A 20203-nucleotide genomic window follows, 5' to 3' on the forward strand; every position below is an offset into this window, starting at 1 on the left:
CATGGCCCTCTCCACTCCCCTCAGCACCGCGCTCGGCATGGGCGTGAACGGCCTGTCGTCCGACACGCGTTCGGTCGAGCAGCTCAAGGGCACCGCGTCGCGCGACCCCAAGGCCGCGGTCAAGGAGACCGCGCGCCAGTTCGAGGCCCTCTTCATGCAGGAAGTGATGAAGAGCATGCGCCAGGCCACGATGAACAGCGGGATGATGGAGAACTCGGCGACCCAGATGGGCGGCGAGATGCTGGACCAGCAGTACGCCGCGAAGATGACCGGCCTGCCTGGCGGCCTGTCGCAGGCCATCGAGCGCCACCTGCAGCGCCAGCTCGGCGTGAAGGACGGCGAGCTGCCGAGCGCCAAGGATGCGACCAAGGTGCCGCAGCTGCCGGCGATGGCCGTGAAGAACGTGCAGCCGCACGTGCAGGACTTCATCCTCAAGCACGACGCCGCCGCCAGGTCCGCGCAGGCGGCGACCGGCATCCCGGCGAGCTTCATGATCGCGCAGGCCGCGCACGAATCCGGCTGGGGCAAGCGCGAGATCCTGAACAAGGACGGCACCAGCAGCAACAACATCTTCGGCATCAAGGCCGGCGCCAACTGGACGGGCAAGGTCGCCGAGGTGCAGACCACCGAGTACATCGACGGCAAGGCGGTCAAGGTGACGGCCAAGTTCCGCGCCTACGCCAGCCATGAAGAGGCCTTCAAGGACTACGCCAAGCTGATCGGCAACAACGACCGCTACCGCGACGTCGTCGCCAAGGCCAACACCGGCAGCGCCGAGGGCTTCGCCAAGGGCCTGCAGAAGGCCGGCTACGCCACCGATCCCGAATACGCGACCAAGCTCGCGCGCACGATCAACACCACGATGCGCGTGCAGCGCGCGCTGGCCTGATCGCCCGTCGCTGAGGAAAGACCGAGGACCCCGCCATGAGTACCTCCCCGCTGCTCTCGCTCGGCATGCGCGCCATGTTCGCCAACCAGGCGGCGCTGCAGACGATCGGCCAGAACATCGCCAATGCGAACACGCAGGGGTACTCGCGCCAGGAAGTCGTGCTGACCACGCCCGAGGGCCAGTTCACCGGCGCGGGCTACTTCGGCAAGGGCGTCAACGTGCAGACGGTGACCCGCTCGCACAACGAGTTCCTCACCCGCGAGGCCGCGGCCGCCAAGTCGCAGGCTTTCGCCGACACGACCATGCAGTCGCAGCTGGCGCAACTGGAGAAGCTCTTCCCCACCGGCGACGACAGCATCGGCCAGTCCGCCAACGACTTCCTGAACGCGCTGGTCGACGTCGCCAGCCGCCCGAACGATCCCTCGGCGCGCCAGGTCGTGCTGGGCAAGGCGCAAGCGCTCGCCGCGCGATTCCAGAGCGCGGGCCAGCAGCTCGCCGACCTGCAGTCCGGCGTCGTCAGCGACATGAACGCCGATGTCAAGCAGGTCAACGAACTCGCCAAGCAGATCGCCGCGGCCAACGACCAGATCGCGCGCTCGGCCGGCACCAGCCACACGCCCAACGACCTGCTCGACAAGCGCGACCAGCTGATCTCCCAGCTCAGCCAGTACGTGCAGGTCAGCACCGTCCCCAACGCCCGCGACGGCACGACCGGCGTGTTCATCGGCGGCGGACAGGTCTTGGTGCTCGGCGGCCAGGCGCAGCAGCTCTCGGTCACGCCCGATCCCTACGACGGCGCGCGCGCGCAGCTCTCGATCACCGACACCAGCGGCACGCGCGTGCTGGACGACAGCACGCTCACCGGCGGCACGCTGACGGCGATGCTGCGTTACCAGAACACCCACCTGCAGGACGCCCGCAACCTGCTCGGTCAGATGGCGACCGCGATCGCGTCGCGCGTCAATGAGCAGCAGAGCCTGGGCATCGACCTCACGGCGCAGGCCGGCGGACCGCTCTTCACCATCGCCGATCCCACGGTGCTCCCGGCGACCACCAACCGCGGCGACGCCAAGGTCAGCGCGACCGTCACCGACGGCTCGCTGGTCCCGGCGCTGTCGTTCACCGTCACGCCCGATCCGACCGGCACGCCGGACAGCTACCAGATCTCGGTGCGCCCGGGCGGCCAGCCGACGATCATGAGCAACGACCAGATCAAGGCGGCCTACGGCATCAGCCTCTCGACGACCGGCACCATGCAGCAGGGCGACAGCTTCCTGCTGGAGCCGGTGGCCAACGCGGCGGGCAGCTTCAAGCGCGCGCTGGACGATCCGTCCGGCCTGGCGGCGGCTTCGCCCATCATCGGCACGACCAACATCAACAACAAGGGCACGGCCACCGTCGACACGCTCTACGCGATCAACGACAAGTTCGACAAGAGCAAGCAGCCCGCGACCGTCCAGTTCGGCGCCGTCAATGCCGACAACAGCATCGACTACACGATCACCCTGTCGGACAACACGCAGGTCAGCGGCACCTGGAAGGCCGGCGGCAAGATCGGCAACGATCCGGCCAACGGCATCGACCTCGGCTTCGAACTCAGCATCAACGGCGTGCCGCGCGAAGGCGACAAGATCGCCATGCAGGTCTCGGACCAGGTCGTGTCCACCAACAACGGCAACGCCAAGGCCTTCCTCGCCATGCAGAAGGAGCCCTTCCTGGGCAAGCAGCTGCAGGTCGACGGCACCTTGTCGCGCGGCCAGACCGTCAACGAGGCCTACGCCGCCGCGATGGCCGACATCGGCTCGCGCGTGCAGGGCGCGGACTACCTCGCGCAGGTCTCCACCACGGTGGCGTCCTCCGCCGAGCAGACCCGCTCCAGCCAGGCCGGCGTCAACCTCGACGAGGAGGCGGCCAAGCTCATGCAGTTCCAGCAGGGCTACCAGGCCGCCGCCAAGATGCTCCAGGCCGCGCAGAGCCTCTTCGACCAACTGCTGAGCGTGGTGGGCCGCTGACGCGCCGACCCGTGCACCGATCGCCTGAACCCTGAAGGACGCAGCCATGCGACTCTCGACCAACAACATGTTCGACTCCAGCATCGCGACGCTGCAGCGCCGCCAGCAGGAGATGCAGGAAGCGCAGCAGCGCCTGACCAGCGGCAAGCGCGTCGAGAAGGCCAGCGACGACCCCACCGGCGCGGCACGTGCCGAGCGCGCGCGCACCTCCATCGGTCAGGTCGACGCCAGCCAGCGCGCGCTGGATGCCAGCCGCAACAGCATGACGCTGGCCGAAAGCGCGCTGGGCGACGCCAACGAACTCATGCAGCAGATCCGCGAGGCGCTGGTCGCCGCCGGCAACGCCAGCTACAGCGATCCCGAACGCCAAGGCCTGGCCAACAAGGTCCAGGGCCTGCGCGACCAGCTGCTGTCGATCGCCAATCGCACCGACGGCGCGGGCGGTTACCTCTTCTCCGGCCAGGGCACCTCGGGCACGCCCTTCCTCGACAACCCGGTGCAGCGCGACGCCGCGGGGAACCGCACCGGCGGCGGAGTCGGCTTTGAGGGCATCTCGGGCAGCGTCACGACCGGCAACCTCGAGAACTATCCGCTCAGCGTCGACGGCCGCCAGGCCTGGGAGCAGGCGCGCAGCGGCAACGGCACCTTCGAGACCGGCCCCGCGCCCAACGCGTTGACCGGCAAGGCCTCCACCGGCTACATCGACTCCGGTCGCGTCACCGATCCGGCCCTGATCACCGGCGACAGCTACAGCATCGTCGTCAGCGGCACCGCCCCCTCGCAGACCTTCACCGTCTTCAACGAATCACAGGGCCACGTGCCCGTCGCCAGCGACAACTACGCCGCCGGCCAGACCGTCAAGTTCGACGGCATGGCGATGACGCTTGCCGGCGCGCCCTCCGACGGCGACACCTTCAGCGTCAAGCCCTCCACGGCCGACCTCAAGCTCTTCGAAGTGCTGGACCGCACCATCGAATCGCTCAAGGTCACCGGCCGCACCGGCCCCGAGATCACGCAGAACAACCTCATGAACCTGCGCGACCTGGACGCCGTCATGGGCAACCTCGCCAACGTGCGCAGCCAGGTGGGCGAACAGATGAACAACCTCGACGGTTCGGAGTCCCGGCTGCAGACGCTCAAGGTTTACAACAAGGCTGAGCAATCTGCCGCAGAGGATCTGGACATGACCCAGGGCATTTCCGACTTCCAGAATCAGCAGACGGGCTACGATGCGGCGCTGAAGACCTACTCGATGGTGCAGCGCATGTCGCTGTTCCAGTACATCAACACCTGATGCGCCGATCTGAATGAACTCGACACACGCCGTGCTGGGCCAAGTGGCCCTGGGGTACGCGCCCCTGGTTTCCAAGTCCTTCGACATCGAGGCCACCCGCGTCACGGTGTTCGCACTTCGCCCCGAAGGCACGCCCGACGCGGGCGAGCTGCTCGCGGCGCTGGCGGAGGCCTTCCCGACCAAATCCGTGCTGCTGAACGTGGCCCACGAAGGCCTGCTCAAGGGCCTGCTTGCCGCCGCGCTCCCGGGCAATTTCAAGATTGAAGTCCCCGCCTTCCTGCTGTCCGACGCGGACGTCGCGACGCAGGCCCAGGCCCGCGGCGCCCTGATCAAGGGCCGCTCCGACGCGGCCGGGTTCAAGCAGCTGGTGCTGGACCTGCAGGAGCTGGGCGGCGGTCCGCTGCCCGCCGGCAAATCCGTGCTGATCTCGGGCGCCCGCAACGGCGCCGATTTCAAGCAGGCACTGGATGCCGGCGCGGCCGGCGTGCTGGGCTGGACCGTGCACGGCGAGTTCGAGGCGCCTGCCGCTCCGGCGGCCCGCAACGACTCGCAGGCGGACCTGCAGGTCATCGTCGAGCTGATGTCGCGCGTCGACCAGGGTGAGGATGTCGAGCGCCTGGAGCAGACGCTCAAGCGTGATCCGAGCCTGGCTTTCAAGCTGCTGCGTTACATGAACTCCGCGGCCTTCGGCCTGTCGGTCGAGGTTTCCTCGTTCAGACACGCCATCATGCTGCTGGGGTATGCCCGCCTGCGCCGCTGGCTGGCCCTGCTGCTGGCCACGGCCAGCAAGGACCACGCGATGCGTCCGGTCATGTTCGGCGCGTTGCGGCGCGGCCTGGTCATGGAAGAGTTGGCCAAGAGCATGACGGACTCCGAAGTCCGCGACGAGATGTTCATCTGCGGCCTCTTCTCGCTGCTGGACCACATGCTCAAGCAGCCCTTCGAAAAGCTGCTGCAGTCCATCCCTGTGCCGGAGCGTGTGCGCCAGGCGCTGGTCGAGCAGACCGGTCCGTACAAGGGCTACCTGGACCTGGTGCAGGCGATCGAGAACGAATCGGTCTTCGACGTCCGAGCGGCGCTCGACACGCTGATGCTGGGGCCGGACGAAGTGAACGGCGCCGTGCTGCGCGCGCTGAACAAGGCAGCGCAGCTCGAGTGATCGCGGGCGTCCATGCAGCGCACCGAGAGGCCTCGCCGCCAACGCCGCGAGGCCTTTTTCCATTGCGGTCCTCGGTAGCAAACCTGTGGAAGTGAGACGTCGATGGGGGACGGCAGGTCGCGGGGTTTTGGCCCTTGCGGCCAAGGCCCTGCGACCTGGCGGCCAACGCCCCGACCGTGGCAGGTAGGCGGTCCCCACCCGGCATAAACTCGGCCCGTGTCCACCCAACTCCCCCTTGCCTCTTCCGATCTCGACGCCTTGCGCGCGCTGCTGACGGCGCGCGGGCTGGCGCTGGGCGACCTGTTGGCCGGATTGTGGGAGGGCCCATGGCCGGCCTTCGTGCTCGACGCCAAGGGCCAGGTCTTGCTGACCAACGCCCGGCTGCAGGGCTTGATGGGGGCGATCTCGCTCAAGGGTGAGCGACTGCTCCCCAGCGGCAAGGCGCAGGAACTGCGTCTGGTTGACGACCAGGGTCGCGATCATCTGCTGCAGGCCTGGGTGCATCCGCTGGAGGGTGGGTTGGGTCTGGCGCTGCTGCAGGATCACAGCACCGAGTTGGCGGCGCGGGAACGTGCGGACCGGATGCAGTCCGAGATCGACCAGTGGCTTGATCTCAGCCCGCTGCCTGCGCTCATGCACGACGACCAGGGCTTGTTGCTGCGTTTCAACGGCGCCTTCGCGGCCCTGTGCCGGCGGCTGAGCCCGCAGATGCCGATCAGCCTGCATGAACTGCCGGCCGAGTGGCGCGACCTGCTGCATGCAAAGGCGCCCGAGTCGGGCCAGGAATCGCACCGCAACGCCTTGCTGGCGCCGCCTGGCGACCGCCGGCGCTGGATCCGCGTGCGCGCGCGCCGGCTGAGCGGTCCGTGGACGCGGCCGCGCACGCTGGTGATGCTCGAGGACCGCAGCGCGGAGCAAGACCTGGAACTCGCTCAGCAACAGCTGCAGACCTTGATGGACACCGCTGGCGTGGGGCTGGCGACCTTCCAGGCGGAAGCCGGCTGGTCGCGGCCGGGCACTGGCGCGCCGCCTCCACCGCCGGTTCCCGGCGACGAGGGCATGCGCCCGGCACCGGCCCTGCAGGGCGTCAACCGCGACATGGTCGAGCCCGAATCGCGTGCCGAATACGAAAAGCTCCAGCAGGCGCTGAAGCAGGCGACACCGACGGTGGCGCGTTACGCGGTCCGGCATCCCGAGCATGGGCTGCGCTGGCTGATGACCCGCGTGGAGATCGGTCAATTGGCCTCGGGCCAGAAGACAACCTCGGTGCTGACCGTCGACATCACCGACCATCATCAGGCCCAGGAACGCAACGAGCTGCTGCAGCACTCGCTGAACCTGCAGACCGAGCGCGAGCGCGCGGTGCTCGACTCGGTGCTGGTCGGCATCGTGACCGTCGGCCGGCAGGGCATCGAATGGATGAACCGTTCGGCGCGGCGCATGTTCGGCGGCGATCTGCCGGAATTCTCCGGTCAGCCGATCAGCAGCGTCGCGACCGAAGCCCCTGATCATCCGTTCCGTCAGACCCAGTATCTGGACGAACTGCCCGAGGGACAGGCCGAGACCTTCGAATGCCGCGTGGTCGCCCGCGACGGCCGCGAGTTCTGGGTGGTAGGCAACGCAGTGGCGACGGTGGGGCCTGACAGTTCCCGCCAACTGACCTACGCGCTGCTCGACATCGAACGCCGCCGGCAGGCGGAGGCGCAGAGCCAGCAGGCACAGGCCTCGCTTCACCGGATCATCGAAGCCGCGCCCATCGCCATCAGCCTGCACGATGCGCGCACCCTGCAGGTGCGACAGATCAACCAGGCCGCCGCGGCGCTGGCCGGACGGCCCGAGGAAGAGCTGCTCGGCGCGAGTCTGGAGGCGCTCTTCGGCAGCGGCGACGAGGCGGAGACGATCCGCTCGGACATGGAATTCGCGCTGCAGAGCAGCGAGGTGCTGCAGCGCGAGTATCGGCTGACGGTGCGCGGCCAGGCGAGGATCTGGGACGCCCGGCTGCTGCATCTGGCGGGCGTCAACGACGCCAGCGGCGAGCTGGAGCCGGAACAGCTGCTGCTGGTCGCCACCGATGTGACGCAGCAGCGCGCGCAGGAGGCTGCGCGGCTGGAAGCGGCGATCGCGCAACGCGAGCTGCTGGTGAGGGAAGTCCACCACCGGATCAAGAACAACCTGCAAGGGGTGGCCGGGCTACTGCAGCAGATCGCCGCGCGGCGTCCCGAGGTGCGCACGGTGATCAACGAGGCCGTCGGCCAGGTGCAGGCGATCGCGCAGGTCTACGGACTGCAGGTGGGGATGTCGGGACCGCTGCGGTTGCGCAAGGTCGTCGAGGCGGTGATGGGGTCGGTGCAGCGCATGTTCGGACGCGAGATCCTGGTCGACGTCGACGGCGCGATGGCCGAGCAGTCCCACCGCTGGGGGCTGCCCGAAGCCGAGGCGATCCCGATCGCGCTGACGCTCAATGAGCTGTTCACCAACGCGGTGAAGCATGGCGGCGAGACGCCGGTGCGCTGCGAGCTGCGCTTCGAGCCCGAGCAGGTGGTACTGCGCATCATCAACCGCGGGACGCTGCCGGCGGGCTTCGACCTCGCACAGGTACGCGGCGGCGTGTCGGGCCTCGGGCTGGTGCGCGCGCTGCTGCCGCGGCGCAGCGCGCTGCTCGGACTCACGCAGGAGGGCGAGCAGGTCCTCTGCGAACTCAGCCTGTGGCCGCCGGGGGTGCAGTTGCTGGAGGCGCTCTGAGCCGTCCGGCCACCACCGGTCGGGCCCCCACCGGGTCACTTGTGACCACCCGAAACCGGGGTCCGACGGCGGCAGACCCGCCTGCATCATTTCGGTGACAATCCCAGGTCCCCCATCGATTGGGGTTGGCCTTGGATTCGGGAGCAGCGTGAGCAGCTTGAGCAGGGTGGATAGCGTGAACAAGGACGTGGGCGCGAGCGGCAAGGGCCGCATCCTGGTCGTGGACGACGACCGGCTGGTGCTCGCCACCCTGACGCATGGCCTGGCCCAGGCCGGCTATGAGGTGCTCGACGCCGACAACGGCGACGACGCCATCCTCATCGCCCGCCAGCACCGCCCCGACCTCGCCCTGCTCGACATCCGCATGGAGGGCATGACCGGCTTCGACGTCGCCGGCTACCTGCGCGATTACCTCCAGCTGCCCTTCATGTTTCTCTCGGCCTTCGCCGACGAGGCCACCATCGCCAAGGTGAAGGAACTCGGCGCCCTCGCCTACCTCGTCAAGCCGCTGGACATCCACCAGATCGTCCCCGCCGTCGAGGCCGCCTTCGCAAACCGGCCCGCCCGCACCGTCGCCGCGCCGCACGTGCCCGTCGCCGAACCCGGCGCTTCCCTCGAAGTCGTCGAGGCGATGGCCTTGGGCGTGTTGATGCACCGCTACTCGCTGACCCGAGCGCAGGCGCTGTCGCGTCTGGAACGCATGGCCGCCGAGCAGTCGATCGAGACCTCGGAACAGGCCCGTCGCATCGTCGAGGCCGTCGAGCAGCTCGCGCTCGGGAGCTGATCTGGCCGCACGGCCAGCCGCGGCGGTCGGCGAGATGCTCAGTTCGGCAGGGTGAAGTAGAACCGGGCGCCCTGCCCGATCTCCGACTCGGCCCAGATGTCGCCGCCATGCCGGCGCACGATGCGCCGCGCCGAGGCCAGCCCCACGCCGGTGCCCGGGAAGTCGCTAGCGCTGTGCAGCCGCTGGAACACGCCGAAGAGGCGGTCCGCGAAACGCATGTCGAATCCCGCGCCGTTGTCGGTGACCACGAAGACGCGTTCACCTTCGCGCTGTTCGGACGCGAAGCGGATCTCGGCGTGGTCGCGCTTGCCGCTGTACTTCCAGGCGTTGCCGATCAGGTTCTCCAGCACCATCCGCAGCAAGGTGGGATCCCCCTGCACCCTGAGCCCGGACTGCACCTGGGCATCGACCGAGCGCGTCGGCGCGCCGCGGTGCAGCTCATCCACCACCTGCGACGCCAGCAGCGACAGGTCCACCGTCTCGTGGCGCAGCGCCTGCGACGACAGGTGCGACAACGCCAGCAGCGAGTCGATCATGCTTTGCATCCGCGTCGACGCGCCCAGCACCCGGTCCAGGTGATCGTTGCCGGCCCGGTCCAGCAGCCGGCCGTAATCTTCCTTGAGGATGCGGGTGAAGCCCTCGACCACGCGCAGCGGCGCGCGCAGGTCGTGCGACACGGTGTAGCTGAACGAGGCCTGGTCCGCCCGCGCCTGCTCCGCGGCCTGCATGGCCAGCGCCGCCGGCACGGTCTCGACCGCGCCCTGCGGCCACAGGCTGAGCAGCGACCCGCCGCCATGCGGCAGCGCCGTCAGGCACAGCCACCAGGCGCCGCAGGCGCTGCCGGACTGCAGGTCGGGCTGCGCCAGCGCCTGCCGGAGCTCCTCGGGGAGACGTTCCTCGCAGGCACGCCACAGCTGACCCCGCGCCTCCGAGCCGCCCATCATCTGCGCGGCGGCGTCGTTGAAATCGATCAGGCGCGTGGCGGCGCCGGGACCGCCCCCCGACTGTCCGCCAGCGTCGTTGCCGGCGACGGCGCCGCGCGCGTCGCTCAACAACCATGCGGGACCGGGCAGCGCCTGCAGCCAGTCGGTGGAGGAGGCGACGGCCACGCCGGATGCGCCGGACGCCCCCGGAAGCGCGAGGTCCGATCCCGTCGTCGAGGCCTCGTCCAGCGCGCGCGCCGCGCCGAGATACCCGGCGAAGCGCCCCGCCGCATCCGTCATCGCCTGCCCGCGCAGTTCCCAGCGACGGCCCTGTCCGTCGACCACGCGCAGGCGATCGAAGCTCTGTCCCGGTTCGACGTGACCGCGCAGGTCCGAGCCTCGCTCTGCCGGCGCGGTGTCCGCCGGCGCATCGCCCGATCCAGGCGGCACGGCGGGCAAGGACTGGAACCGTTCCCACAGCCGCTGCGTCACCGCACCGTTCATCGCCGTGCCGGCCCAGCTCGACGCGGGCGCGCCCTGCGGCGCCTGCCAGCGGACCAGGTGATGCTGCGCATCCGTCTGCCAGAGCCAGTCCGGCTGCAGATGCGTCAGCGACTGCGCCTGCTGGCGGCTCTCGCGCAGCAGCTCGCCGAACTGGGCCCGCGCCAGCCGCACCGCCAGGTGCCAGGTCAGCGCGGCCACGAAGATCATCAGCGCGGCACCCGCCATCACGGCGGTCAGCACCAGGCCGGGGCCGGTGGGCTCAAGGTTGAGCGCCAGCAGCAGGAGCAGGACCACGACCGCCAGCCCCAAGGCCAGCACGGCTCCCTTCCATGGCCGACGGCGCGCGGCGGCTTCCCCCAACCTGTTCATGCGGACCATTGTAGGCAGGCAACCGGAGGCCCCCGGGCCTCGAACGCGGGTGGTGGCGCCGCCGGTTTGCGCCCGCGGCGGCATGGATGCGACACCCACCCCAGGACTTACCCCGAGTGACGTCTCCAAGAACACCAGAATTGACTGCTTTTTCGCACGCTCGCATCCTTGCGGTGAACGACAATGGTCCGCAACTCCGCGTGGAACCTCCCGCGGCGCCATGATCAGAAGATGTCACCAGACTACGCCACGACCATGCCCTCCCGGACGCAGCCCGAACCCGCCGTGCTGGACGACCAGGCCCTCGCCCGTCTGCGCGAGTTGGACCCGGCGGGCGTGAACCATCTGCTGGACCGTGTCGTGGCCGCTTTCCTCAAGTCGCTGGATCAACAGGAACAGGTGCTTGCCGCGGGGCGTGAGGCGCCGCGCGACCTGAACGGACTGCGCCACGTGGCGCATACGCTGAAGTCGGCCGCGGCCAGCCTGGGCGCGACGGTGCTGTCGCAGCGCTGCGCGGAGATCGAGGCCCTCGCCCGTTCCGGCCGCGAGGACGGCCTGGCCGACCTGATCGGGACCGTGCTCGACGACATCGTCGCCGCGCGGCGTGCCATGCAGCAACTGGTGCAAGCCTCACGATGAGCCGCGTCTTGAAGGAAGGCGAACTGATCGAACGGCCGCGCGTCCTGCTGGTGGACGACGACCCGGTCAACCTGATGCTGAGCGAGGCCGCGCTGCAGGAGCACGGCTTCGAGGTCACCGCGCTGACCGGCGGGCTGCAGGCGCTGCAGCTGGTCACGCAATGGACGCCCGAACTGATCGTGCTGGACGCGCTGATGCCGGAGCTCGACGGCTTCGAGACCTGCGAGCGGCTGCGCCACCTGCCCGGCTTCGAGAACGCGCCCATCCTGATGCTGACCGGCCTCGACGACGAGGCCTCGATCAACCGCGCCTACCAGGCCGGCGCGACCGACTTCTTCGTCAAGTCCACCCAGTGGCGGCTGCTGGCCGGCCGGCTGCGCTACATGCTGCGCAGTTCGCGCACGCGCCAGGAACTGGAGCGCAGCAAGTCCAAGCTGGCCCGCGCGCAAGACCTGGCCCGCATGGGCAGCTTCGAGTGGCAGACCGGCCACGGCTTCAAGCTGGCCAACGAGGCGCTGCGCGTCTTCGGCCGCGGGCCGGCCGATCCGCTGGACTTCATCGGCGTGATGCGCATGGTGCCGCGCGAGGAGCGCCTGCTCTTCATGCGACTGCTGCGCGACGTCGTCGCCCACAACTCGGTGCTGGTGACCGACCTGCCCTTCACGCTGCTGGACGGCCGCAAGCGCGTCATCCACATCGAAGCCGAGCCCGAGTTCAACGAACACGGCAACGCCTGCGGCTACACCGGCGTCATCCAGGACGTGACCGACCGCCGCATGGCGGAGGACCGCATCCGCGAGCTGGCCAACTTCGACGCGCTGACCGGCCTGCCGAACCGCCGCCAGCTGATGTGGCGCGCCGAGCGCGCCATCGAGGCCGGCCGTCGCATGGGCCACGAGGTCGGTCTGCTGCTGATCGACCTGGACCGCTTCAAGGTCATCAACGACACGCTGGGCCACGCCGCCGGCGACGACCTGCTGATGGAAGTCGGCCGGCGCCTGCGCTCCTGCGTGCGCCACAGCGACCAGGTGATGGAGGGCATGCTGGAATCCGTCGGCACGCGCTCGCACCGCACGCTGGAGGCCGTGGGCCGCCTGGGCGGCGACGAGTTCGTCGCGCTGCTGCCCGAGGTCGGCGACGAGAGCGACGCCGAACGCGTCGCCCAGCGCGTGCTCGACGCCCTGCGCGAGCCGATCTTCATCGCCGGCCAGGAATGTTTCGTGACCGCGTCGGTGGGCATCTCGCTCTACCCGCGCGACGGCCTGACGATGGCCGACCTGCTGCGCAACGCCGACGTGGCGATGTATGCGGTCAAGAACCAGGGCCGCAACGCGTCGGCGCTGTACTCGCCGATGCTGGCGGGCCGCGGGCGCGAGAAGCTCGAGCTCGAGTCGGCGCTGCACAAGGCGATCGAACGCGACGAGCTGGTGCTGCATTACCAGCCCAAGATCGACGTGCGCACCGCCCGCATGGTCGGCGCCGAGGCGCTGATGCGCTGGCGCCGCGGCAACACGCTGGTGCCGCCGGGCGACTTCATCCCGCTGGCCGAGGAAACCGGCCTGATCGTGCCGCTGTCCGAATGGGCGCTGCGCGAGGCCGCGCGCCAGGCCAAGGTCTGGCAGCTGAATTTCGGCTTCAGCGAGTCGATCGCGGTGAACCTGCCCAACCGGCTGTTCGAACGTTCGGACCTGGTCGAGCACATCCACCAGTTCGTCAGCCAGTGGGGCGTGCCCCACCGTGCGATCCAGCTCGAGATCACCGAGACCGGCCTGATGAAGGACCTGCAGAGCGTGATCCCGTCGCTGCACCGGCTCAACGAGGTCGGCGTCGAGATCTCGATCGACGACTTCGGCACCGGTTATTCGTCGCTGGCGTATCTGACGACGCTGCCGATCTCCGAAGTGAAGATCGACCGCAGCTTCGTGCGCGACCTGGGCATCACGCCGCAGAGTTCGGCGGTGGTGACCGCGATCATCGCGCTGGCACGCTCGCTGGGGTTGCAGGTCATCGCCGAGGGCGTCGAGACGCTGCGGCAGATGGAGGTGCTGCGCCGGCTGGACTGCAGCCTGATGCAGGGCTTCCTGTTCAGCAAGCCGCTGCCCCCGGACGACCTGGAACGCTGGCTGGCGCAGACCGTGCTGCCGCGCAAGGCCCCCTGGATCCTGCCGACGTCCGACGCCGGCGACGACCTTCCGACACGCTGAGCCCGGTTCAGGCCGCGAGCGTCAGCGCCCTCCCCCCGCATTCACCGAGTCCCGACCGATGCCGCAGCAGCCCCCCGCTCTCCTGGCAAAAGCGGCCCTGCGCCGGCTGGCGCTGGACAAGCTGGAACCCACTCCCGAGAACTACGCCCGCGCCTATGCGCAGGAGTCCGGCGAGCCCGCCCGCGGAGGCGCGGCCACGCAGCTGCCCGAGCGCGCGCAGGCCTCCGTGGCGCGGCTGCTGGGATTGGCGGTGCCGGATCCGCAGCAGCGCCAGGGCTTCGCGATGCAGGTGCGCGACGGCAAGTGGGATGAACTGCAGCGCGCGCTGGAAGCGCTGCAGCAGACGCACGGACCCGGCGCGCAGGCGGAACAGCTCGCTCAGTTGATCGAGCGGATGATGCGCGGCCTGGAACGCGGCGGCCGGCAATGGACGCTGGCGCGCAAGAAGGACGGCGTGCTGCGCGTGCTGCAGAGCAACCGCAGCGACCCGCAACGCCTGACCCTGCGCCTGAAGCAGCTGGTCGCGAGCTGGGATTCCGACGTCGGCGATTCGCGCGTCGAGACGCAGCCGGCGCCACTGGATGAACTGCCTTCCACGGTCGGCACCGGCGCGACGCGGGCCGCGACGGCCGTGCAGGACGATGACGACGATGAGGAGCGTTCGGGCACGCCGACGCAGTTCTTCACCGACGAGGAGATCGCGCAGCCGCCGGACGAGTCCGGCGCAGCCGCTGCCGTTCCCAACGCCGAAGGGGGGCGTTACGGTTCGCTCGACACGCTGATGGGCGGTGCCGTTGAACCGTCCGGCCCGGGCCTGCAATCGTGGCCCGAAGTCGGCACGCACCTGAACGGCACCGTGCGCCACGCACTGCAATCCGACGACGCGCGGGCGCAGGAACTGATCGACGAACTCGGCGTGGCGCATGCGGAACTGGTCCGCGACGGCGCAACGCCGGAACGCGCCGCGCAGATGGATGCGCTGTGCATCCGCGCGCGGCGCTGGCTGGACCACCGCAACCATGCCTTCACCGAGCTGGGCAAGCTCTGCGGCGAACTGACCGGCAGCCTGGCGGACCTGGCCGAGGACGACTCCTGGGCGCAGGGCCAGTGCGAGGCCATGAGCCAGACGCTGGCGCAAGGCCTGACGGCGCGCAGCGTGCGCTCGGTCAGCGAGCTGCTGCACGGCACGCGCGAGCGCCAGCACAGCCTGCGCGAGGAGCGCGGCCGCGCGCGCGACGCGCTCAAGGGCCTGATCAACCGGATGCTGCAGGAGCTCGGCGAGCTCGGCCAGCACACCGACCGCTTCAGCGACAGCGTGGGCAAGTACGCCACCGTGATCGAGCAGGCGGACTCGCTGGAGAGCCTGGCGGGCGTGGTGCGCGAGATGGTCGAGGAAAGCCGCAGCGTGCAGTCGCTGGTGCAGAACACGCAGGGCCGGCTGCGCGACGAACACGACCGCGCGACGCAGCTCGCCGGTCGCGTCGAACAGCTCGAAGGCGAGCTGCGCCGCCTGTCCAGCGAGGTCCAGACCGACCAGCTGACCCAGGTCGCCAACCGGCGCGGCCTGATCGCCACCTTCGAGACCGAACGCGCCAAGCTTGAGCGCGATCCCAAGCCGCTGGCGCTGGCGCTGCTGGACATCGACAACTTCAAGAAGCTCAACGACAACCTCGGCCACGCGGCCGGCGACGAGGCGCTGAAGGCGCTGGCGTCGCGGGTGTCGGGCATGCTGCGGCCGGGCGACAAGGTCGGCCGCTGGGGCGGCGAGGAATTCGTGCTGATCCTGCCCGAGGCGCCGCTCGAGGAAGCGCAGGCGGTGCTGCTGCGACTGCAGCGCTCGCTGTCGGCCAGCCTGTTCATGCACGAGGGGCGCGACGTGTTCGTCACCTTCTCGGCCGGCGTCACGCTGTTCCGCGGCAACGAGACGATGGAGCAGGCGCTGGACCGCGCCGACGAGGCGCTCTACGAGGCCAAGCGCACCGGCAAGAACCGGGCGTGCGTCGCCTGAGGCCGGGCGCCTGGCGGGCCTGAGCCGGCAGACCGGAATCCGCGTCAGCTCTTGATGCACTTGCGCACCGTGTCCACGGTGCGCGTCGTGATCTGCCTGCCGAAGGTCTTCTCCAGCATGGTCATGAACAGCGGGCCCTTGTCGTTGGGCAGGTAGTGGCTGTAAACCTCCACGCCGTCGAGCTTGCAGATCGCGGCGCCGTCACCTTCAAGCGGCAGCGACACCTGACCCTCGTGCGGGCGCTTCAGGAAGGTGATCAGCTGCTTGGCCGCCGACGGTGGATTGAACGGGGCGTGGTGGTCGGCGTCGACGAGGCGGGCGAGGTGCTCGACCGGCCGCACCGTGGTCCCGAAGGTCTTGCCCAGCGTGTCGGTCATCGCCTGTTCGGCGATGCGTTCGAGTTCGTCGACCGGCGCGCCGGGGTGATCGAACACCACGTTGCCGCTGGAGATCACCGTCTTCACCCGCGTGAAACCGGCAGCCTCGAACGCGCGGATCAGGTCCGGCATCCGGGCGTTCATCGGACTGACACCGCGGAGGAAAGCGACGTAACGGGGCATGGGGAAGTTCCGGAGTGAGCAGAGGATCGGCGGAGTCTACGAGCCCTGCGGGCGCTGCGGCGACAACCCCGCAGCCTGCCCGCCCCGAAAGCTCAGATCGTGAACACGTCGTCGCCCACTTTGACGCGCACGGGGTCTCCGCCGCTGGTATTCCAAAGGCTGATTTCGTAGTCCATCAAATTGGATTCCGGCGCATGAATGGCCAGCATCACCTCGTGGTCCTCGTACTGCGCGAACTTCGCGACGTAGTCCGAGAGTGTCCGTCCCGGAGCGATCGCGACGATGCCGCTCAGGTCCAGCACGTCACCCTCCTCCGCCTTGTAGTTGGTGACCACGTCGATGGGCGTGAAGCCGATCGTCTTCGGATCCCACATGAACGTGTCACCTCCCTGCGTGCCGTGCATCAGGGTGCCGCCGGAGTTGGCGATGTTCCTCAACACCGGCGCCGTGGCTGCGGCGGCATCCTCCGTCGTGGCCAGCCAGTCGAGCACTTGCCAGGTGCTGACGTTGCCGGCAAGGTCGGTCTGCCGGATCCAGAGTTCCTTCGTCCCGGAGCCGGCCACCAGCGCTTCTCCCGACGTGCCGGCGGCATCCATCGTCATGCTGAGTGCCAGACCGTTCTGATGGTCGACGGAGCTCCATCCAAGCCAGCTGGCGCCGCGCTCCAGGCCGGAGATCGATACCGTCGAATCGGTGGTCAGGTAGTCGCCGGCGCTGCCGCCGGTGTCGTGCTTCAGCGCCAGGACAGGCGCGTCGGCATGCCGGTCCAGGTCGATGGTCAGCGATCGCATATCTCCCTCGTTCACGTTGCCCGCGGCGTCGACCTGCAGGCCGTCGACGCGCTTCTCCCCGTCGGCGCCCAGGGCTGAGGTAGGAATCGTCATCGCGTCGTCGCCTCGGGTCCACGCCCCGGCGGCTGCGCCGGCGTCGGTCACCCGGTAGTACCACTGGCAGCCGGCCTGCAGGTCGCCCACCTGCATCGTCCCGTCCTGCGTGATGCCGTCGGAGGCGCTCGCGCCGGTGTCATTGACCAGCGCGAGCGTCAACGGTCCCGGCGGCGTCCGGTCCAACGTGAAGTTGAAGGTCGAGGCCCTTGCGTTGCCCGCGCCGTCTTCGACGGTGACGACGACCGAGCGAGCGCCCTCCGGCAGGTCCTGCAGGAAAGGGGTGAGCGCGGTGCCGGTGCCCGAGCCGTGCTGGCCTGTGTCGAACTCGTAGCCCCAGGTCACGCCCGGAGCGGCGGTGACGGCCACCTGCGGGATGGACGTCAGGCTTGCGTTGCCGGGCTCGGCATGGCCGGTCAGGCTGTTCGCGTCGATCGCCCGGATCACCGGCGCGGCCGGGTCAACGCGGTCCAGGTCGAATTGAAGGGTCTGTTCCCCGACGTTGCCGGCGGCATCGGTCTGGCGCACGTGAGCGAACTTGGCCCCGTCGTCAGGGCCGAAGACGGCGCTGTCGATGCCCTGTCCGTGACCCGTCTGCCAGACGACCCCGTCCAGGCTGTATTCCCAAGGGCGCCCCGCCTCGAGCCCGTCGACGACCACGGTGGCGTCGCGTGTCTCGCGATCCGTCAGCGATTGATGCCCGGGATCGGCGGACGCCGAGGCCCCGGTGTCGTGCAGCAACTCGACGACGAACAGGGGCGCGCGGGTGTCCAGGGTGAAGTCGAAGGAGGAGGCCGCGCTATGGACCCCGGAGCGGTCGATCTGTTCCACCAGCACCGTCTGCGGCCCCTCTTCGGAGAAGCTTCCGGCTGGAATCTCGTGGCCCTCCCCGACCGTCCAGGTCTTGCCGCCGTTCACCGAGTAACGCCACGTCGCGTCGACCGCCAGGCCGCCCACGGTCAAGGTGCCTTGACTCGTCAGCCGGTCGTGGGCGTCGTCGCCGCTGTCCACCTTCAAGGCAACGATCGGTGCGGAGGGCGCGGTGGCAACCGGGACGGGCGTGTGCCCGGGGTCAGGCTGTGCGCCTGGATCGGCGTGCGCCTGAGGATCGTGCTTCGTGCCGGGGTCAGGCTTTGTCCCCGGATCGGTCGGCGGCGGTGCTGGCGGATCGACGGGCTTGTGATCAGTGGACGAGCCTCCCGGCAGAGGCTGCGCATGCGCGCCTCCGGAACTGCTGCCGACGGCAGCCAGCGTCAGCGCCAGCAGAGCGGCACCTCCGACATAGACACGCGCGTCGTCGGACGCACCTGGGGCGAGCGGGAGGACCGAGGCTTCGGAAGAAGCGTCAGAGTCGCTGCCTGTGTCTGGCGCGATGTCGACGGACGACGCCTCCGAGGCGGCCGCCTCGTCGACCGTCGGGTCGATGCCATCGTCATGGCGATCGTGGCTCCGTCGCGGCGTGGCGCCGGGCAGGGTCGTGATCCGTTCAGGAGCAATCGTGGAGACGGGCAGGGGGCGAGGTGAAGTCATGGGCAATGTCTGATACGCAGGAAATCTGGAAATCAGTATGAGTACCGGTGTTCGAGCGGTCGATGGCCTGACGAAGCAAAGGTGTCGTCCGGCACCTGCTCGAAAGGGTCATCGACCCATTTGTCTTGCAGATGCGCGGCGTCTTGATCGGCAGCGATCGGATCCCCCGCCGGGATCGAGCGCCCGCCTTTGCGTCGATGCCGGTGTCGCTCGATGTCGATGCTGATGGAGATCAGCGCTGCGCCAGGATCGTCACCGCGTAGAGCAGCAGCCCGATGACGCCGCCCACGAGCGTGCCGTTCAGCCGGATGAACTGCAGGTCGCGGCCGACGCTCAGCTCGATCTGCCGCACCAGGCTGCGGTCGTCCCAGGCCTTGACCGTCGACGCGATGTGGCGCGTGACGCCGTCGCGCATGCCGCCGACCATGCGCTCCGCAGCGGACAGCACGTGCTCGTTGATCGCCTGTACCAGCGAAGGATCGCGGCTCAACCGGTCGCCGAGCGCCGCCAGCGACTGATCCAGATGCCGCATCAGCACGGAGTCGTCGCGACGCAGGTCCTGCTCGATGGTCGCGCGGACTTCCGTCCACACGCCGTCGAGGTAGGCGCGCACGTCGTCGCTCTGCACCATGCGGTCCTTCATCGCGTTGACCTCGCGCGCGAACTCGGGGTCCTGGCGCAGACGGGCTATGAATTCCTGGATCCAGTCGTCGAACTGGCGTCGCACCGAGTGGTCGGGCTGCGAGAGCGCGTTCTGCACTTCCTCGACCAACTGCAGCGCAAGCTTGTCGGACAGGCTGTCGGCCATCTTGTCGACGTTGGCGATGGTGTCGACGAGCTTGATCGCTTTCGGCCACTGGGTGCTCGCGAACTTCACCAGCCGCCCGGCCACGAGCGCCCGCACCTCCGGCGTGGACAGGTAGTCGCGGAGCCTGGACAACGCGCCGTCCAGCACATCCTGGTGGCGGCCGGACTTGGTCAGCACGTCCAGGACGGAGGCCGCCGTGCCGGTCGCGTTCCAGGACAGCGCGCGGGCGACGAGGAATTCGCCGATGGCGCGTCGCACCGCCTGCTCGTTGAGCAGCGACAGCGCCTCGACGGCCATCGCGCGGACCGAGCCCGTCACCTGCGCGAGGTTGGCCGGCTCGCGCAGCCACTGGCCGAGGCGCTCCGCGGGATTGAGGATCTCCAGCTTCTGGAGCAGGACCTCGGGATGCAGGAAGTTGTCGCGGACGAATTCGGCGAGGCTGTCCGCGATGCGGTGCTTGCCTTGCGGAATGAGCGCGGTGTGCGGGATCGGCAGGCCGAGCGGATGGCGGAACAGCGCGACGACCGCGAACCAGTCCGCCAGGCCGCCGATGGCCGCGGCTTCGCAGAAGGCCTTGAGCCAGCCCCACAGCCCTTGCGCGCCCATCAGCAGGCTGACGACGAGCCCCGCGAGCGACGCGAGCAGGCAGCCCAGCGCGACCCGCTTCATGCGGCGGAGATCGGCGACGCGAGGGTCGGCGGCGCGAAGGTCGGCGGACATCGCCGGCGAGTTTCAACGATTTCCGCCGATCGAAGTGACACTATTTGTCGCATCTCTTGTCAGGCCTGACAAAACCTGACCCTGCCGTTCGAACGCCTATCGCCCAATACCTCTTTGGGAGGATGGGTTTCGATCGAAACCCCGCGTTTTGCGCCGCGAACCGCACTTTGTGTC

The 20203-nt window shown here is 69.1% G+C and carries 13 protein-coding genes; 9 read left to right on the forward strand and 4 right to left on the reverse strand.

The window, feature by feature from the left end; translation table 11 throughout:
• Position 1 precedes the first annotated feature (1 nt).
• The 6 genes from flgJ to PV762_RS15990 all read left to right on the forward strand — a co-directional run bounded on the left by flgJ (position 2) and on the right by PV762_RS15990 (position 8880).
• Positions 2–889 carry a flagellar assembly peptidoglycan hydrolase FlgJ gene (gene flgJ / locus PV762_RS15965; RefSeq protein ID WP_421035985.1) on the forward strand — a complete coding sequence of 296 codons (888 nt, stop codon included), beginning with the start codon at positions 2–4 and terminating at the stop codon, positions 887–889.
• A 35-nt stretch (positions 890–924) separates the two neighbouring features.
• Entirely contained in the window at positions 925–2901 is a 1977-nt protein-coding gene (gene flgK / locus PV762_RS15970; RefSeq protein ID WP_421035986.1) for a flagellar hook-associated protein FlgK, read from the forward strand.
• A 46-nt stretch (positions 2902–2947) separates the two neighbouring features.
• Positions 2948–4195 carry a flagellar hook-associated protein FlgL gene (gene flgL, locus PV762_RS15975; protein ID WP_421035987.1) on the forward strand — a complete coding sequence of 416 codons (1248 nt, stop codon included), beginning with the start codon at positions 2948–2950 and terminating at the stop codon, positions 4193–4195.
• Positions 4196–4208: 13 nt separating this feature from the next.
• Positions 4209–5354: an EAL and HDOD domain-containing protein gene (locus PV762_RS15980; protein WP_421035988.1), complete on the forward strand. Its 1146-nt coding sequence runs from the start codon at positions 4209–4211 to the stop codon at positions 5352–5354.
• 216 nt (positions 5355–5570) lie between these two features.
• Positions 5571–8096: a sensor histidine kinase gene (locus PV762_RS15985; protein WP_421035989.1), complete on the forward strand. Its 2526-nt coding sequence runs from the start codon at positions 5571–5573 to the stop codon at positions 8094–8096.
• Positions 8097–8262: 166 nt separating this feature from the next.
• On the forward strand, positions 8263–8880 hold the full coding sequence (locus PV762_RS15990) for a response regulator (RefSeq protein ID WP_421036019.1): 618 nt from the start codon (positions 8263–8265) through the stop codon (positions 8878–8880).
• A 38-nt stretch (positions 8881–8918) separates the two neighbouring features.
• Here the strand turns inward: PV762_RS15990 and PV762_RS15995 are convergent, their stop codons facing one another.
• The gene (locus PV762_RS15995; protein ID WP_421035990.1) at positions 8919–10676 is read right to left on the reverse strand and encodes a sensor histidine kinase; all 1758 of its coding nucleotides are present in this window, start codon (positions 10674–10676) and stop codon (positions 8919–8921) included.
• A 231-nt stretch (positions 10677–10907) separates the two neighbouring features.
• Between PV762_RS15995 and PV762_RS16000 the strand changes: the two genes are divergently transcribed.
• The 3 genes from PV762_RS16000 to PV762_RS16010 are packed head-to-tail and all read left to right on the forward strand — an operon-like array spanning position 10908 to position 15527.
• Positions 10908–11315 (forward strand): Hpt domain-containing protein, encoded by a 408-nt coding sequence (locus tag PV762_RS16000; RefSeq protein WP_421035991.1) that lies wholly within the window; start codon positions 10908–10910, stop codon positions 11313–11315.
• Positions 11312–13519 carry a putative bifunctional diguanylate cyclase/phosphodiesterase gene (locus PV762_RS16005; protein WP_421035992.1) on the forward strand — a complete coding sequence of 736 codons (2208 nt, stop codon included), beginning with the start codon at positions 11312–11314 and terminating at the stop codon, positions 13517–13519. The genes PV762_RS16000 and PV762_RS16005 overlap by 4 nt, the downstream gene beginning before the upstream one ends.
• 58 nt (positions 13520–13577) lie before the next feature.
• A complete protein-coding gene (locus PV762_RS16010) occupies positions 13578–15527 on the forward strand; it encodes a diguanylate cyclase domain-containing protein (protein WP_421035993.1) in 1950 nt (649 codons plus the stop codon).
• A gap of 44 nt (positions 15528–15571) precedes the next feature.
• Here PV762_RS16010 and PV762_RS16015 read toward each other — a convergent pair whose 3' ends face one another.
• The 3 genes from PV762_RS16015 to PV762_RS16025 all read right to left on the reverse strand — a co-directional run bounded on the left by PV762_RS16015 (position 15572) and on the right by PV762_RS16025 (position 20029).
• Positions 15572–16087 carry a DUF1697 domain-containing protein gene (locus PV762_RS16015; protein WP_421035994.1) on the reverse strand — a complete coding sequence of 172 codons (516 nt, stop codon included), beginning with the start codon at positions 16085–16087 and terminating at the stop codon, positions 15572–15574.
• Positions 16088–16179: 92 nt separating this feature from the next.
• Positions 16180–17988, reverse strand: a complete 1809-nt coding sequence (locus PV762_RS16020) for a type I secretion C-terminal target domain-containing protein (protein WP_421035995.1) — start codon at positions 17986–17988, stop codon at positions 16180–16182.
• 745 nt (positions 17989–18733) lie between these two features.
• On the reverse strand, positions 18734–20029 hold the full coding sequence (locus PV762_RS16025) for a DUF445 domain-containing protein (RefSeq protein WP_421035996.1): 1296 nt from the start codon (positions 20027–20029) through the stop codon (positions 18734–18736).
• Positions 20030–20203: the final 174 nt, after the last annotated feature.

This window comes from Mitsuaria sp. CC2 (assembly GCF_048957715.1).
Lineage (GTDB): Bacteria > Pseudomonadota > Gammaproteobacteria > Burkholderiales > Burkholderiaceae_C > Roseateles.